Below are 13193 nucleotides of genomic sequence, written 5' to 3'. Positions count from 1 at the left end.
CGCTAACAGTTGTCTTGATTTCCTCAAAACAATTCACGGAACGTTCAGGAAGCGGGGGGTCGGAACCGGGGCGCGGCGGTGTCGGTGCCGTCTCCGTTTCCCTCTGCTCCAGCGGCGCCGCCGTCGAGGGCGCCGTGGTAGACCTCGAGCACGCGCGACAGGAAGCGAGCGATCACCGCCCGCTCCTCCGGAGGGAGATCGCGGGTGACCGTGGCGACTCCCCCGATCACGGGCATGAGCGCGCCGACGGCCATCGCCACGGATTTCGCCGCGGGCAGGACGACGACCTTCCGGCGGTCCGATGCGTGCGCCTCGCGCCGGGCATGGCCGAGTGCGACGAGCCGGTCGACCACCAGGGTGGTCGCGGCCGTCGAGATGTCAAGTCGCCGCGAGAGTTCGCTCGGCGTGAGCGAACCGGCGCTGATCAGGTGTTCCATTGCGGACAAGTCGGTCGGGTTCACCGCGAGCGCCTGACCGACCTGACGCTCGAACGCCCGGGACAGCACCACGAATTCACGCAGCTGAGTGCCGATCTCGCCGGAATAGGGCAGGCCGATATCGTTGTCGCCGACCAGGGGCTGGACGGCGCCGGCCGGCGTGCCGACGGGCGCAGCAACCGGCGCTCCCGCCGGGGAACCGGTCGGCGCGCTCGCCGGGAGCGGGGACTTGCGAGGCTCTGCCATGACCGCCATACTAGTCCTGACATTGCTAGGATGCTTAGCAATCAGGACTATTGGAGGAAAAGTGCTCGGGATTGTGCGCATCATCACGGGTCGGCGCACGGCCTGGGTCGTCCTCGTCGGCGCCGTCATCGCCATCGGACTGCTGTTCGCCCTGCTGCCGAAGAGCGCAGGGAACGACTTCCCAACCTCCGGACTGCCCACGGCGAGCCAGGCGGCGAGGGTCGACGCCCTCCTCGCCGACTTCCCCTCGGCGAAGCAGACCTCCGCGATCGTGGTCTGGAGCCGCGGCGGTGCCGACGCGACCGGTCCGGACAGCGCACTGACCGAGGCGGACAAGGCAGCGATCACCGCGCGGGCCGCCGAGCTCGGCGCCCTGTCGACCGCACCGCGTGCAACGACACCGCAGTTCAGCGACGACGGGCTTGCCGCGATCAGCGTGGTGCCGCTCGAGGCCGCCGCCGTCAGCGCCGACGTCAAGGGCACGGCCACGGACATCCGCTCGGCCGCCTCGAGCGACCTGCCCGCCGGCCTGAGCTCCTACGTGACGGGGCCGGTCGGGTTCCAGGCCGACATCTCCAACGCCTTCGCGGGCGCCGATTTCCGGCTGCTGCTCGTGACCGTGATCGTCGTCGCGGTGCTGCTGATCATCACCTACCGCAGCCCCGTGCTCTGGATCGTGCCGCTCGTGGTCGTCGGCCTCGCCGACGGACTCGCCGGGGTCGTCGTGAGCGCCCTCGCCGGGCCGTTCGGGATCACCCTGGACGCGAGCGTGTCGGGCATCCAGTCCGTGCTCGTCTTCGGCGCCGGAACCAACTACGCGCTGCTCCTCGTCGCCCGTTACCGCGAGGAACTGCTGCACACGGAGAGCAGGAACGAGGCGATGCGGATCGCCGTACGGAGCGCCGGTCCCGCAATCGCGGCGAGCGGCGGGACCGTCGCGCTCAGCCTGCTGACCCTGCTCTTCGCCGAACTCTCCGGCAACCGCGCACTCGGTTTCGCATGCGCGATCGGGGTCGTCATCGCGATCCTGTTCGCCCTCATCGTGCTGCCCGCCGCCCTCGTCGTCTGCGGCCGCGGGCTGTTCTGGCCGTTCGTCCCCCGATACGACCCCGCATCGCCCCGCGTGCACACCGGATTCTGGTCCAAGCTCGGCCGCGGCGTCGCCCGCCGCCCCGTTGCGATCATCGTCGGCTCCGCTCTCGGACTCGGCGCCCTCAGTCTCGGGCTGATCGGGGCATCCGTTGGACTCTCTCAGGCCGACCAGCTGCTCGGCAACCCCGAATCGGTGCAGGCGCAGGCCATCGTCGACGCGTCGTTCTCGTCGGGGCTCACCAGCCAGACCGTCGTGCTGGCGCCGGATGCCGCGGCCACCGAGGCCGCGAGCCTCGCGACCGCCACGACCGGCGTCGCCGCGGTGCAGACCGGGGAGAGCGCGAACGGGCTCACCCGCCTCAACTTGTCGCTCGGGAGCGAACCGGGCAGCGAGACGACCTTCGCGACGATCACGTCGCTCCGGAGCGCATACGCCGATGCCGGCGGCCCCGTCGCAGACACCCTCGTCGGCGGCACAGACGCGACGGCCCTCGACACCCGCACGAGCTCGCAGCGCGACCAGGACCTGATCCTGCCGATGATCCTCGCGATCGTCTTCGGGATCCTCGCCCTGCTGCTCCGCTCGCTCGTCGCCCCGGTGCTGCTGATTGCGAGCGTGCTCGCGACGTTCTTCGCGAGCCTCGGCGCCTCGAACCTGATCTTCCAGAACCTGCTCGGGTTCCCGGCGTTCAACACGAACGTCGTGCTGTTCGCGTTCCTGTTCCTCGTCGCGCTCGGTGTGGACTACAACATCTTCCTCACGACGCGGGCGCGGGAGGAGGCCCGGCTGCACGGCACCCGGGAGGGCATGGTTCGAGCCCTCTCCTCGACCGGAGCGGTGATCACGAGTGCCGGCATCCTGATCGCGGCGGTCTTCGTCGTGCTCGGGGTGCTCCCGGTCGTCGCGCTCGCGCAGATCGGCGTGATCGTCTGCCTCGGCGTGCTGCTCGACACCCTGCTCGTGCGCACCCTCGTGGTTCCCGCGCTCGTCTTCCTGACCGGCGACCGGTTCTGGTGGCCGTCGCGCCCGGCGCTCCGCGAGTAGCTCCGCTTTCGTCGAGCGCGGGTCTTCCGCCGCAGCGCGGGTGGTGCGCCACCCGCGGACCGGCGGAACACCCGCGTTCGGTCCGGTGTGCCTCGCGAGTACAGTGTGCGCATGATTGCGGTGCTCGAGCGGATGCTGCCGGCGTGGCTCGTGCGGCATCCGCTGCGGTCGGGCTGGGCCTGGCTCGCCCTCTGGGGTGTCGTGGTCGCTTCAGACGCCCTCGCACCCTGGGTACCGGACCCCGGCTGGTATGCGGTCGTGCTGATGGCCTCCCTGCCAGCCCTCTGCGCGACGCTGTGGCTGCTCGCGGCAACGCCGCGTGATCACCTGCCGCCCGGGAACGACTCGGTCCTCGGCCATTTCTTCGTGCGGTTCCTCGCGCTGTGCGCGGCATTCCTGGTCTGGAGCGTGTCGGTGGTCGCGAGTTCGTCGATCTCGACGACGATCCAGGCCGCGGCACACGACGACGACGCCGCGGTGACCGGGCTCGGCTTCGCGCTCATGCTCGCGGCGATCCCGGTGGTGCTGCTCGTGCTGTGGATGGCGTTCGTCGTGCGGTGCAGCTGGTTCCTGCGGCGGTTACGCGGCTGGCGCGAGGTGCCCGCGGCGCACGCGGTTCCGGAGGAGTTCCTGCGGACCAGGCCGCGCGTGCGGGCCACTGTCGTGGGGCTCGCCCATCCGGGGCTGCTTCTCGTCGGCGGGCTCGGGGCATCCGTGCTCGCGGTGCTGCTCGGCGGACCGGAGCTCACGCTGCACCTCACGCCCTGACCTCAGTGGGCGAGCGGGCCTGCGACCGTCGTGAGCAGGTCCTGGAACGCGCGGGGCGCCGCCCGAAGCGTCGAGCGGGCGGTGAGCGCCCCGGCGGCGTGGAATGCCTGCGCGACGTTGACGATCTCGTACTGCACGAGCGACCCCTCGTCCTCTGCGAGTACGCGGTACTCGCCGCGGTACCACCAGTTCCCCTGCACCACGATCAGGCGCTCGGCGGGATCGGCGCGGAAATGCCGGCCGATCGCGACAGCACCCGCGCTCGGTTCCGGCATCAGCGCCGCGAGCAGCCGCACGAACACGGTCTCCGGCGGTGCTTCGAGATGTCCGGCGAAGGACCGCAGCACGGTGTGGCGCTTCGGCGGTTCGAACGAGATTTCCTGGTCGGTCACCGGGTTTACTTCAGGCTCTTCTGGAGCAGCACGGTTCCGAGCCAGCGGTCGAACTTGAAGCCGACCTTGCCCATCCGGCCGATCTCCTTGAACCCGAAGTCGAGGTGCAGCTTGATCGAGGCGTCGGCGCCCTGGTCGGCGATGACGGCGATGATCTCCTTGAGGCCGGCGTCCTTGGAGCGGGTGATGAGTTCGCCGAGGAGCACCCGGCCGAGGCCCTTCCCGGTCGAGGCCGCTCCGAGGTAGATCGAGTTCTCGACGGTGAAGCGGAACGCGCGCTTCTCCTTCCACGGCGTGACGAGCGCATAGCCGAGGATCTGACCGGCTGGCGACACGGCCACGATGAAGGGCATGCCGAGCTTGCCGAGGTAGTAGAACTTGCTGCGCCAGGCGGCGAGAGTCATCGGGTCCACGTCGAAGGTGACTGTACTGTTCGCGACGTAATAGTTGTAGATCTCCCGGATGTACGGGAGGTCGGTGATGAGCGCGTCCCGCATCGAGTACTCGAACGGAGCCTCGGTCTCCGGCACCGGGCGCAGGTGCCTGGGCAACTGCCGGCGCGGCTGGTATTCCTCTTCAAGCATGGCTGGCTCCTCACACGGACTTCCAGATTACCCGAGAGCGCTACCCGAGAGCGCTACCCGAGAGTCCAGTCGACGGGTACCGCGCCCTGCGCGACGAGGAGGTCGTTCGCGCGGCTGAACGGCCTCGACCCGAAAAAGCCGCGCCGCGCGGACAGCGGGCTCGGATGCGCAGACTCGATCACGGGAGTGTCCGCGAGCAACGGTCGCAGCTTCGCGGCGTCCTTTCCCCACAGGATCGCGACGAGCGGCGTGCCGCGGGCGACGAGCGCGCGGATGGCCTGGTCCGTGACGGCCTCCCAGCCGTGCCCGCGGTGCGAACCCGGCTCGCCGGCACGCACGGTCAGCACCCGGTTGAGCAGCAGCACGCCCTGGGCGGACCACGCGGAGAGGTCCCCGGTGCGCAGGGTGACTCCGACGTCCGACTGGAGCTCGGCGCCGATGTTCACGAGGCTCCGCGGCAGGGGCCGCACGGCAGGGTCGACCGCGAAGGCGAGGCCGAGCGGATGCCCCGGCGTCGGATACGGGTCCTGGCCGACCAGGAGCACGCGCACCTCCTGGAACGGGGAGAGGAAGGCACGCAGCACGTTCGCAGGCTCCGGCAGCCAGGGCCGCCCGGCGGCCGACTCCGCGTCCAGGAAGGCGGTGGCCTGGGCCAGCGCGCCCGCCGCGGGGGCGAGGGCCGCTGACCAGCCGGGGTCGATCCCTGCCGGATCGATCGATGCCCTGCCGATCGCTGCCGGATCGATCACTGCTTAGGCGCCGAAGGTGCTGACGAGGACGCCGTTCTCGGACTGGCTGACCCGCCAGACGCTGCCGGCGCCGACGACGCGGAGGGCGCCCTCCCCAACGATGAGCGCGGTGTTCTCGTCGACCGCGAGGCCGCCGTCGATGAGGCCGGCTTCCGTTGCGGCGATCAGCCGGGACAGTGTGCCCCACTGGGCGGCGTGCACGTCGACGGTGACGTCGAGCAGGCCGATGCCGGGCTGGATGGTGAGTTCGTCGAGGCCTTCCGCGGCCACTTCGGCGCTGACCTCGACCTCGCCGAGGCGCCAGCCTCCGACGAGGGCGCGCTCCGCGGCGATCATGGCGCCGGCGGAGTAGCCGAAGTACGGTACGCCGGCGGACACCTGGCGGCGGATCTCGCCGGCGATCGGGGTGAGTGCGGCGAGGTAGGCGGGAGTGAGCCCGCCGCCGACGAGGATGCCGTCGACGTCCGCGATCGCCGGCAGGGTCGCCGCGTCGCTCAGTGCGAGTTCGGTGATCTTCGCCTCGAAGACTCCCGCAGTGCCGAGCGCTTCCGCGAGCCTGGCGGCGTGCTGGGCGGCGTCGTCGACAACGTCGTCGAGGCCGGCGGTGCCTGGGGCGCGCACGGCGATGATCGCGATCCGGGGTTCGTCGCGACCGGCGGCCGTGGAACGCACGGTCGCCTCGGCGAGGAACGGCCCGAACACGGCCGCACTGTGCGCGGTGGCCCAGCCACCGCCGACGAGGTGGATGCTCATGCGACGACGCCGGCGACAGCGGGAGCGACGACGGCGGGAGCGACGACGGTCGCGACGATGGGGGCGAGCAGCGCCGTCACCTCTGGCGCGTCGACGATCGGCAGGGCAGACCACGGGAACACGATCCAGTCGTCGGTCTCGCGCCAGGTGTAGTCCGGGATGAGGACCGTGCGCGGCTTGGTGTACAGGGTCGCGCAGCGCACCTCGGCAGCGGACTCGCGCAGCATGGCCAGCACGAGCGCGAGGGTGCGTCCGGAGTCGGAGACGTCGTCGACGAGCAGCACGCTGAGGCCGGCGAGCGCGGGCGCGTCGAGCATCGGCCCGGAGAGCACGGGTTCCGGCAGGCGTTCGTCGACCCCGGTGTAGAACTGCACGTTGATGCTGCCGCAGTTCTTGGTGCCGAGCGCGTACGACATCGCGCCCGCGAGCAGCAGTCCGCCGCGCGCGATCGCGATCACGACGTCCGGGCGGAATCCGCTCGACAGCACGTCGACGGCCAGTTGCCGCGAGGCGTTGGCGAAGTCCTCCCAGCCGAGAATTTCCCGCTGGATGCCGGGCGTGTCAGTTGCTGAGTCGTCTGCTTCGAATGCCATTGTCCAATGGTAGGTCACCGGCCGGTTGCAGGTCGGGTTCCGCTGCAGCGGGCAGATGCCGTTCCGGGTGCCCGTCGTAGAGCGAGAGCGGTCGGATCAGGGAGTTCGAGGCGGTCTGCTCCATGATGTGCGCGGTCCAGCCGGCGATCCGGGAGGCCACGAAGATGGGCGTGAACGTCAGGGTGTCGAAGCCCATCAGGTAGTACGCCGGCCCCGACGGGTAGTCGAGGTTCGGCAGGATTCCGGTGCGCTCCTTCATCCCGGCTGCGAGGCGCTCGTAGAGCTCGATCAGGTCAGGGCGCTGGTAGTGCTCGACCAGGGTGAGCAGCGCGGTCTTCATCGTCGGCACCCGGGAGTCGCCGTGCTTGTAGACGCGGTGGCCGAAACCCATCACCTTCTGGTGCGCGTCGAGGGTCGCCGTGAGCCAGGCATCCGCCCGCTCGCCGGAGCCTTCGCCGAGGCCGATCTGCTCGAAAATGTGCATGACGGCTTCGTTGGCGCCGCCGTGCAGCGCGCCCTTGAGGGCGCCGACGGCCCCGGTGATCGCCGAGTGCAGGTCGCTCATCGTGGAGGTGATCACCCGCGCCGTGAAGGTCGATGCGTTGAAGGAGTGGTCGGCGTACATGATCATCGACACGTCGAAGGCCTCGACGACGACGAGTTCGGGCACCTCGCCGAAGGTCATGAACAGGAAGTTCGCCGAGTAGCCGAGGTCGTCGCGCGGTTCGATCGGCTCGAGCCCGTGGCGGCGGCGCTGGTCGTACGCGACGATCGCGGGCATCTGGGACCAGAGCCGCAGGCCCTTGGCCTTGTTCGCCTCCGGGGAGGCGTCGTCGACCTGCGGGTCGAAGGCGCCGATCAGGCTCACGGCGGTGCGCACGACGTCCATCGGGTGCGCGGTCAGGGGAAGCTCGTCGATCACGCGGCGCACGGCGGGCTGGAGGTGGCGGAGCGACCGCTCCTCGTCCTCGAAGGCGGCGAGTTCGTCCGGCGTCGGCAGTTCGCCGTTCCAGAGCAGGTAGGTGACCTCCTCGAAGCTCTTCTGCGCGGCGAGTTCCTGCACGGGGTAGCCCCGGTAGAGCAGGGAGTTCGACAGGTCGTTGACTTTGGAGACGCGGGTGCGGTCGACCACGATTCCGGCGAGGCCCTTGTAGACCGTCGGTTCGGTGACGGCTGGTTCGTTCTGGCTCATGTCGCTCCTTTGCGTGCGGCGAGTGCGTGGTTACGCGGGAAGGGTGGGGTTGAGGGTGAAGTTGAAGACGCCAGAGTCGAAGTGATTGTACGACTCGTAGTCGAGCAGTTCGTAGAGCGTCGAACGGTGCTGCATCTCGGGCAGCATCGACTCGAGCGAGCCGTGTTCGATGATCGCGTCGAGGCCGCGGTCGGCGGCCCCCATCGCGAGGCGCAGCAGCGAGACGGGGAAGATCACCAGGTTCATCCCGACATCGGCGAGCTGCTGCACAGTGAACAGCTCCCCCTTGCCGAACTCGGTCATGTTCGCGAGCACCGGCACGTCGACGGCCGCACGGATCGCCGCGAATTCGGCGAGAGACGCCATCGCCTCCGGGAAGATCGCGTCGGCGCCCGCGTCGACGAGCGCCTTCGCCCGGTCGACGGCCGCGGCGAGGCCGTCGACCGCACGGATGTCGGTGCGCGCCATCACGAGGAAGTTCGGGTCCCTGCGCGCGTCGACGGCGGCACGGATGCGCTTGCTCGCCGTCTCGAGGTCGACGACCTGCTTGCCGTCGAGGTGGCCGCAGCGCTTCGGGTTGACCTGGTCTTCGATGTGCATGCCGGCGAGCCCGGCGTCCTCGAGGGTCTGCACGGTGCGGGCGACGTTCATCGGCTCGCCGAAGCCGGTGTCGGCGTCGACGATCGCGGGCAGGTCGGTCATCCGGGCGATCTGCTGGCTGCGCCCGGCGACCTCGGTGAGGGTGGTCAGGCCGATGTCGGGCAGGCCGAGGTCGGCGGAGAGCACGGCGCCCGAGATGTAGACGCCCTCGAACCCCTTCGCCTCGATCAGGCGGGCGGAGAGCGGGTTGAATGCCCCGGGGAACCGGAGCAGGCGTCCGCTGGCCAGGTCACGGCGGAAACCCTCGCGCTTGGCGGCGGGGGTGCGTGTCGAATACAACATCAGAAGATTCCATTCGGGATGGGGACCGAGGTGAGCAGGCCGTTGCGGGCCACGATGGTGAGCTGGTCGAGGTCGTCGGCGGCGAGGTCGGGAAGCCGTTCGGCGGCGTCGAGGAAGCGCAGGATCTCGCCCTCCTCGAGCACGCCCGCGGCGAGCGTACGGAACTTGTCAATGTACTCCGCCCGGCCGAAGGGCTGCGCGCCGAGCGGATGCGCGTCGGCGACGGCGAGCTCGTCGACGATCCGCTTGCCATTGGCCAGCTCGATCTCGACCCGGCCGCCGAAGGCCTTCTCGGCGGGGTCGAGCGAGTGGTAGCGCCGGGTCCACTCGACGTCTTCCTCGGTCGTGACCTTGTTCCAGAGGGCGATGGTGTCCGCGCGGCTCGCGCGTTCCGGCCGGTAGGAGTCGACGTGGTGCCAGCTGCCGTCCTGCAGTGCGACGGTGAAGATGTACGGGATCGAGTGGTCGAGGGTCTCCCTGGTCGCACTCGGGTCGTACTTCTGCGGGTCGTTCGCACCGGAGCCGATCACGTTGTGGGTGTGGTGGCTCGTGTGGATCACGATCCGGGTGATATTGGCCGGGTCGGCGAGTTCAGGGTGCTCGCGGTAGAGCTTGCGGGCGAGGTCGATGAGGGCCTGGGCCTGGTACTCGGCGGAGTGTTCCTTCGTGTAACTGTCCAGGATGGCCCGCTTGGCCTCACCCCGGCCGGGCAGGGCTACCTGGTAGGAAGCCTCCGGACCGTCGAGGAGCCACGCGATGACGCCGTCTTCGCCCTCGTAGATCGGGGTCGGACTCGTCTCGCCGCGCATGGCGCGGTCGACGGATTCGACGGCCATCTTGCCGGCGAACGCGGGGGCGTACGCCTTCCAGCTCGAGATCTCACCCTTGCGGGACTGCCGGGTGGCCGTTGTGGTGTGCAGAGCCTGGCCGATGGCCTGGAAGATCGTCTCGGTGTCGAGGCCGAGCAGGGTGCCGATCCCGGCGGCGGCCGACGGGCCGAGGTGGGCGACGTGGTCGATCTTGTGCGCGTGCAGGCTGATCGCCCGCACGAGGTCGATCTGGACCTCGTAGCCGGTCGCGATTCCGCGCACGAGGTCCCGCCCGGTCAGGCCGCGGGTGACGGCGAGGTGCTGGGCGACGGCGAGGACCGGCGGGATGTTGTCGCCGGGGTGGGAGTACTCGGCGGCGAGGAAGGTGTCGTGGTAGTCCAGTTCGCGGACGGCGACGCCGTTGGCCCAGGCCGCCCATTCCGGCGAGACCCGGCGGGAACGCTGTTCGCCGAACACGGTCGCGCCGACGCCGTTGAAGGAACGCGGATGCGCGAGCGCCTGTGAGCGCGCGGCGACGACCGGTCGCCGGGTGAGCGAGGCCGCTGCGACCGCGGCATTGTCGATGACCCGGTTGATGATCATCTCGGTCACCTCGGCGGAGACCTCCACCGGGTCGGCTGCGCACTCGGCGATCTTCCAGGCGAGCTGGTCCGTGCGGGCCAGGTCTTCGTCGCTGCGGTGGACTCGAACATCGTGAAACTGCACAGGGTTCCCTTCGGTGGTTCGGTTGGGCGGTGGTTCGGTTGGGCGGTGGTTCGGTTGGGCGGTGGTTTCGGGTGGGTGGTGTTTCAGTCGGCCTGGGCGGCCGGGTTCGCCTCGAGCGCGGCGAGGACGTTGCTGAGGCTCTGGTGAAGGTGGACATGGGTGGCATGGGCGGCGAGCGAGGTGTCGCCGGCGACGATGGCCTCGATGATCAGGAGGTGCTCGGCCGCCGCCGCCCGCAGCCGGGCCGGATTGTGCCTGGCGAGCCTGCGGATCCTGGCGAGGTGGGTGCGCACGTTGGCGAGCGCTGTGACGAGGAACGGGTTGCCGACGGCCGCGTCGAGCGCGTCGTCGAAGTCGTCGATGAGCTCGTAGTACCGGTGCAGGCCGGCCTCGCCCTGCAGCAACAGTTCGGGTGCCGTGCGGAACTGGTCGCGCAGCTCGAGGAAGACGTGGGGGTCGCGCCTGGTCGCCGCGATCCTGGCCGCGTGCTCCTCGAGGGCGCGACGGAGTTCGTACAGTTCGTGGATGCTGTCGACGGACATCTCCGTGACCATGAAGCCGCGGCCGGCGCGGCCGGCGACGAGCCCGTCGGCGATCAGGCGGGCGATGGCGGCCCGGAGCGGGGTACGCGAGACGCCGATGCGGTCGGACTGCTCGACCTCGAGGAGACCGGCGCCCGGGGCGAGGACTCCGTCGAGGATTTCGTCGCGCAGTTGCCGGTAGGCGCGTTCGCTCGCGCTGACGACGGCGACCGGCGGTACGGCCGTGCGGGTACCCAGCGGAGTGGTGTTCCCCGACATTGGGGTTTCTGTATACACAGACGCCATGCTATTCCCTTTTTACCCGGCGTGTGCAAGACTTCCTGAATTCTATGTATACATAGGAGCTTCAATGGGGAGGTTCACAGTGACGTACACAGCGACAGACACGGCGGGGAGCTACCGCGACTCCTGGCTGCGCTCGACGGATGCCGCGACCCGCGCCGACTTCTGGCTCGAGGCATCAGCTTTCATCGACTGGACCGTGCCGCCGCGCACCGCGCTGGAGGAACGCGAGCCCGGGCTCTGGCGCTGGTTCCCGGACGGCGAGCTCAACACGAGCTACAACGCCCTCGACCGGCACGTGCTCGCCGGCCACGGCGACCGGGCCGCGGTCATCTACGACTCCGCGATGAGCGGCACCCGGGTCAGCATCAGCTACAGCCGGCTGCTCGAACGCGTCTCCCGGTTCGCCGGGGTACTGCGCGCCCAGGGCGTCGGCGTCGGCGACCGGGTGATCGTCTACCTGCCGATGATCCCCGAGGCGATCGTGGCCATGCTCGCGTGCGCCAGGATCGGCGCCGTGCACTCCGTGGTCTTCGGCGGTTTCGCGGCGAGCGAACTCGCCGTGCGGATCGACGACGCCCGTCCCACCGTGATCGTGACCGCGTCCGGCGGGCTCGAGCCCGGCCGCGTCGTCGAATACCTGCCGCTCGTCAAGAAGGCGCTCGACCGGTCGACCGGATCGGTGCGCACCGTGATCGTGCGGGACCGCGAGTCGATCCCCGGGAGCGCGGCCGACTACGCCGGCGAGGGACCGGTCACGTGGCTCGACTGGGCGACCGAAGAGGATGCCGCGACCCCGGCCGAACCCGTGAGCCTCCGCTCCGAGGACCCGCTCTACATCCTCTACACCTCGGGAACGACGGGGAACCCGAAGGGCATCGTGCGCGACAACGGCGGCCATGCCGTCGCGCTCGCCTGGTCGATGCGCAACATCTACGCCGCGGGTCCCGGCGACGTCTTCTGGGCCGCCTCCGACGTCGGCTGGGTCGTCGGGCACTCCTACATCGTCTACGCGCCGCTCCTCGTCGGGGCGACGACCGTGATCTACGAGGGCAAACCGATCGGCACCCCCGACGCCGGCGCCTTCTGGCGGGTCGTGGAGGACTACAAGGTCACCGTGCTCTTCACCGCGCCGACCGCGATCCGGGCCATCCGCCGGGTCGACCCCGAGCTCGCCGAGCTGAAGAAGTACGACGTCTCGAGCCTGACCGGCCTCTTCCTCGCCGGGGAGCGACTCGACCCTGAGACGTACCACTGGGCGAACGACGGGCTGCACTGCCCGGTGATCGACCACTGGTGGCAGACCGAGACCGGCTGGGCGATCTGCGCGAACCCGCGCGGCATCGAGGAGATCCCGACGAAGCCGGGATCTGCGACGTTCCCGGTCGCGGGCTATGCCGTCGAGATCCTCGACTCGAAGGGCCGGCCCGTGACGAAGGCGGGCAAGGAGGGCAACATCGCCATCCGCCTGCCGCTCCCGCCCGGCACCCTGCTCGGAATCTGGGGAAGCACGGACCGGTACCGGAACGCCTACCTCTCCGCATTCCCCGGCTACTACGCGACGGGCGACTCGGGCCACGTCGACACGGACGGCTACCTCTACGTGATGGGCCGCACCGACGACGTGATCAACGTGGCCGGTCACCGGCTGTCGACCGGATCCCTCGAGGAGGTGCTCACCCTGCATCCTGCGGTCGCGGAGTGCGCCGTGCTCGGCGTGCACGATCCCCTCAAGGGCCAGCGCGCCGCGGGCTTCGTGACGCTCAAGGCGGGGGCGAGGATCGACCACGACACCCTCGCCAAGGAACTCGTCGGCCTTGTGCGGGAGCACGTCGGCCCGGTCGCCGCCTTCCGGGACGTGACGATCCTCGATCGGCTGCCGAAGACCCGCTCGGGCAAGATCCTGCGCAAGACGATCCGCCAGATCGTCGACGGCGAGCCGTACACGGTGCCACCGACCATCGAGGACCCGACCGTGCTCGACGCGCTGAAGCTCGCCGTGCACGGCACCGCCCACACGCACTGACCCCCAGACCGCACC

At 69.8% G+C, this 13193-nt stretch carries 13 protein-coding genes; 3 read left to right on the top strand and 10 right to left on the bottom strand.

Annotated elements, in window-relative coordinates; translation table 11 throughout:
- Positions 1-44: 44 nt before the first annotated feature.
- Positions 45-683, bottom strand: a complete 639-nt coding sequence (locus E3O44_RS13010; protein WP_134535204.1) for a MarR family transcriptional regulator — start codon at positions 681-683, stop codon at positions 45-47.
- Between the two features lie 61 nt (positions 684-744).
- On the opposite strand from E3O44_RS13010, the gene E3O44_RS13005 reads away from it, so the two are divergent.
- Both E3O44_RS13005 and E3O44_RS13000 read left to right on the top strand, forming a co-directional pair.
- On the top strand, positions 745-2820 hold the full coding sequence (locus E3O44_RS13005; protein ID WP_134535203.1) for an MMPL family transporter: 2076 nt from the start codon (positions 745-747) through the stop codon (positions 2818-2820).
- 111 nt (positions 2821-2931) lie between these two features.
- Positions 2932-3588, top strand: a complete 657-nt coding sequence (locus E3O44_RS13000) for a hypothetical protein (protein WP_134535202.1) — start codon at positions 2932-2934, stop codon at positions 3586-3588.
- A 2-nt stretch (positions 3589-3590) separates the two neighbouring features.
- Here E3O44_RS13000 and E3O44_RS12995 read toward each other — a convergent pair whose 3' ends face one another.
- The 9 genes from E3O44_RS12995 to E3O44_RS12955 all read right to left on the bottom strand — a co-directional run bounded on the left by E3O44_RS12995 (position 3591) and on the right by E3O44_RS12955 (position 11128).
- Positions 3591-3980 carry a hypothetical protein gene (locus tag E3O44_RS12995; RefSeq protein ID WP_134535201.1) on the bottom strand — a complete coding sequence of 130 codons (390 nt, stop codon included), beginning with the start codon at positions 3978-3980 and terminating at the stop codon, positions 3591-3593.
- A 5-nt stretch (positions 3981-3985) separates the two neighbouring features.
- Positions 3986-4564 (bottom strand): GNAT family N-acetyltransferase, encoded by a 579-nt coding sequence (locus tag E3O44_RS12990; protein ID WP_134535200.1) that lies wholly within the window; start codon positions 4562-4564, stop codon positions 3986-3988.
- A gap of 53 nt (positions 4565-4617) precedes the next feature.
- Entirely contained in the window at positions 4618-5313 is a 696-nt protein-coding gene (locus E3O44_RS12985; protein ID WP_241976309.1) for a uracil-DNA glycosylase, read from the bottom strand.
- A 3-nt stretch (positions 5314-5316) separates the two neighbouring features.
- On the bottom strand, positions 5317-6066 hold the full coding sequence (locus tag E3O44_RS12980) for a Type 1 glutamine amidotransferase-like domain-containing protein (protein ID WP_134535199.1): 750 nt from the start codon (positions 6064-6066) through the stop codon (positions 5317-5319).
- Positions 6063-6659: a phosphoribosyltransferase gene (locus E3O44_RS12975; RefSeq protein ID WP_134535198.1), complete on the bottom strand. Its 597-nt coding sequence runs from the start codon at positions 6657-6659 to the stop codon at positions 6063-6065. The genes E3O44_RS12980 and E3O44_RS12975 overlap by 4 nt, the downstream gene beginning before the upstream one ends.
- Entirely contained in the window at positions 6628-7851 is a 1224-nt protein-coding gene (locus tag E3O44_RS12970) for a bifunctional 2-methylcitrate synthase/citrate synthase (RefSeq protein WP_134535197.1), read from the bottom strand. The genes E3O44_RS12975 and E3O44_RS12970 overlap by 32 nt, the downstream gene beginning before the upstream one ends.
- Before the next feature lie 30 nt (positions 7852-7881).
- Positions 7882-8793: a methylisocitrate lyase gene (gene prpB / locus E3O44_RS12965; protein ID WP_134535196.1), complete on the bottom strand. Its 912-nt coding sequence runs from the start codon at positions 8791-8793 to the stop codon at positions 7882-7884.
- Complete coding sequence (locus E3O44_RS12960; RefSeq protein ID WP_134535195.1) at positions 8793-10328, bottom strand: MmgE/PrpD family protein; 1536 nt, start codon at positions 10326-10328, stop codon at positions 8793-8795. Before E3O44_RS12960 ends, prpB begins: the two co-directional genes overlap by 1 nt.
- 83 nt (positions 10329-10411) lie before the next feature.
- On the bottom strand, positions 10412-11128 hold the full coding sequence (locus tag E3O44_RS12955; protein ID WP_134535194.1) for a GntR family transcriptional regulator: 717 nt from the start codon (positions 11126-11128) through the stop codon (positions 10412-10414).
- 91 nt (positions 11129-11219) lie between these two features.
- On the opposite strand from E3O44_RS12955, the gene E3O44_RS12950 reads away from it, so the two are divergent.
- Positions 11220-13178, top strand: a complete 1959-nt coding sequence (locus E3O44_RS12950) for an AMP-binding protein (RefSeq protein ID WP_134535193.1) — start codon at positions 11220-11222, stop codon at positions 13176-13178.
- Positions 13179-13193: the final 15 nt, after the last annotated feature.

The organism is Cryobacterium algoricola (genome assembly GCF_004402485.1).
Classification (GTDB): domain Bacteria; phylum Actinomycetota; class Actinomycetes; order Actinomycetales; family Microbacteriaceae; genus Cryobacterium; species Cryobacterium algoricola.
This window is presented reverse-complemented; position numbering and strand designations above follow the sequence as displayed.

What these genes read in the sequence shown, in the direction of transcription:
- E3O44_RS12970 (WP_134535197.1), bottom strand. Translation starts at nt 7,851, where the DNA reads ATGAGCCAGAACGAACCAGCCGTCACCGAACCGACGGTCTACAAGGGC.
- E3O44_RS12955 (WP_134535194.1), bottom strand. Translation starts at nt 11,128, where the DNA reads ATGTCGGGGAACACCACTCCGCTGGGTACCCGCACGGCCGTACCGCCG.
- prpB (WP_134535196.1), bottom strand. Translation starts at nt 8,793, where the DNA reads ATGTTGTATTCGACACGCACCCCCGCCGCCAAGCGCGAGGGTTTCCGC.
- E3O44_RS12980 (WP_134535199.1), bottom strand. Translation starts at nt 6,066, where the DNA reads ATGAGCATCCACCTCGTCGGCGGTGGCTGGGCCACCGCGCACAGTGCG.
- E3O44_RS12975 (WP_134535198.1), bottom strand. Translation starts at nt 6,659, where the DNA reads ATGGCATTCGAAGCAGACGACTCAGCAACTGACACGCCCGGCATCCAG.
- E3O44_RS13000 (WP_134535202.1), top strand. Translation starts at nt 2,932, where the DNA reads ATGATTGCGGTGCTCGAGCGGATGCTGCCGGCGTGGCTCGTGCGGCAT.
- E3O44_RS12950 (WP_134535193.1), top strand. Translation starts at nt 11,220, where the DNA reads ATGGGGAGGTTCACAGTGACGTACACAGCGACAGACACGGCGGGGAGC.
- E3O44_RS12990 (WP_134535200.1), bottom strand. Translation starts at nt 4,564, where the DNA reads ATGCTTGAAGAGGAATACCAGCCGCGCCGGCAGTTGCCCAGGCACCTG.
- E3O44_RS13010 (WP_134535204.1), bottom strand. Translation starts at nt 683, where the DNA reads ATGGCAGAGCCTCGCAAGTCCCCGCTCCCGGCGAGCGCGCCGACCGGT.